Source organism: Anaerolineales bacterium, from assembly GCA_022866145.1.
Classification (GTDB): Bacteria; Chloroflexota; Anaerolineae; order Anaerolineales; family E44-bin32; genus PFL42.
On sequence record JALHUE010000142.1, the window covers coordinates 1 to 2,136 of the forward strand.

A 2,136-nucleotide genomic window follows, 5' to 3' on the forward strand; every position below is an offset into this window, starting at 1 on the left:
AGGCCGTATGCCCGCCCCGAATTCATCAATCTGACCGGTTTGTATGCCGGCTCGGAGGGGACACTGGGCATCCTGCGGCAGGCTGTGCTCCAAATCGTCCCGCTGCCGGGGAGTTCGGTGCTGGTCGTGCTGCCATTCGCCAGTGTGACTCAGGCCTGTGAGGCGACGCCCGAGATCCTCCGCTCGCGCCCGGCTTCGGTTGAGCTGTTGCCTCGCTCGCTGCTCGAGCGGGCGCGTGCCATCCCGAGCTACTCCCGCAAGCTTGGCTTCGTGAATGGCGACCCCGAGGCGCTTCTGGTCATCGAGTACTCGGCCGGGACTCAGGCCGAAGCCCTGGCGGCAGCCGGGCGTCTTCCGCCCGAAGGAACAATCCTCGCCGATCCCGGCGCCCAGGCCGACCTGTGGGCGGTCCGCACGGTGGGGTTAGGGCTGCTGATGTCCGTCCCGGGGGACAGCAAGCCGGTCGAGTTCATCGAGGACGTTGCGGTTCCAGTGGAGCGGTTGGGCGAGTACACCCGGCGAGTGGACAGCATCCTGCGCCAGCACGACACCACCGGGGAGTGGTATGCGCATGCCTCTGCCGGCTGCCTGCACATGCGGCCGGTCCTGAATCTGAAGTCGGCCGAGGGTGTGGACGCCATGCAGGGGATCGCGCAAGCGGTTGCCCAGCTTGCGCTGGAGATGGGCGGCGCGTTGTCCGGCGAGCATGGAGATGGGCTCTCTCGCACCCGGTTCAATGAGATGCAGTTCGGGCCGGAGCTGATGCAGGCCTTCCGGGACGTGAAGGCGGCCTTCGACCCGGCGGGCCTGCTGAACCCGGGCAAGGTCGTGCCGGATGGCGTATGCGGCGGGGCGCGTGAGGCCGGGCCCTCGCTGCGCTACGGCCCGGCCTACCAGGCGGCGGAGGTGGCCACGATCATGGCCTTCGGCCGCGAGGGGGGCTTCGCTCCGGCCGTCGAGCTGTGCAACGGTGCCGGAGTCTGTCTGAAGGCGCAGGGGGTGATGTGCCCCTCCTACCAGGCTTCGCGCGACGAGTCAGCCTCGACCCGCGGGCGGGCCAATCTGCTGCGGGCGGCGTTGTCAGGACGGCTTGGGACCTCCGGCCTGGTTTCAGAGGAGGTCTTCCAGGTCCTCGACCTGTGCCTGGAATGCAAAGGCTGCAAGGCAGAATGCCCCTCGGCCGTGGACATGGCACGCCTGAAGGCCGAGTTCCTGAACGCCTGGCAGGCCGAGCACGGACTGCCGCTGCGCAGCCGGCTATTCGGCAATATCGCCCGCCTCAGCCTTGCCGGGACGCGAATAGCCCCCGTGGTGAACGCGGTCTCCCAGTGGCGCCTCGTGCGGAGGATGGGTGAGGCGGTCCTCGGGGTTGCCCACCAGCGAAGCTTCCCGCCCTTGGCCGACCGCCGGTTCTCGCAGTGGTTCGCCTCCCGCCAGCCTGCCGGCGGAGATGTCGATGTCGTCCTGTTTTTGGATACGTACACCGAGACCATGGTCCCGGAGATCGGGATGGCGGCAGTCGCGGTCTTGGAGGCAGTGGGATGTCGGGTCCAATTGGCGGCGGGCCAGGTGTGCTGCGGCCGGCCGATGATCTCCAAAGGAATGCTGCGCCAGGCGCGGCAGGCGGCCGAGCGCAATCTGGCTGCACTGCATGGCTTTGCCGAAGCCGGGATTCCGATCCTCGGGCTCGAGCCGTCGTGCATCCTGACGTTGCGCGATGAGTACTTGGAGTTCTTCCCCTCCGACCCCCGAGCCCAAGTGATCGGCCATCAAGCGATGTTGATTGAGGAGTATTTGACTCGGCCTGGCGCCGACGGCGAGAAGCCCATCGCCCGCCTGCCGTCCTCGGGCCGGACGGCGGCGGTCGCCCTCCACGGGCACTGCTATGTCAAGAGCCTGGTGGGCTCGGGGCCAACGCTCGAGATGCTGGGGCACGCCGCTGACATGGTGGACGAGATCGAGTCCGGCTGCTGTGGAATGGCAGGATCGTTTGGCTACGAGCGCGAGCACTACCAATTGTCGCGGCAGGTAGCTGAGCTGTCTTTGCTGCCGGCCGTGCGCCTGGCGCATGAATCGGGGAAAGCGGTGGCGGCAGCCGGGATGTCCTGCCGGAGCCAGATCCACGACGGCACAGGA

1 protein-coding gene is annotated in these 2,136 nt (G+C 67.7%); it reads left to right on the forward strand.

What is annotated here, in order from left to right; genetic code table 11:
- On the forward strand, window positions 1–2,136 hold a 2,136-nt coding region (locus tag MUO23_04460), incomplete at both ends, for a 4Fe-4S dicluster domain-containing protein (protein ID MCJ7512202.1).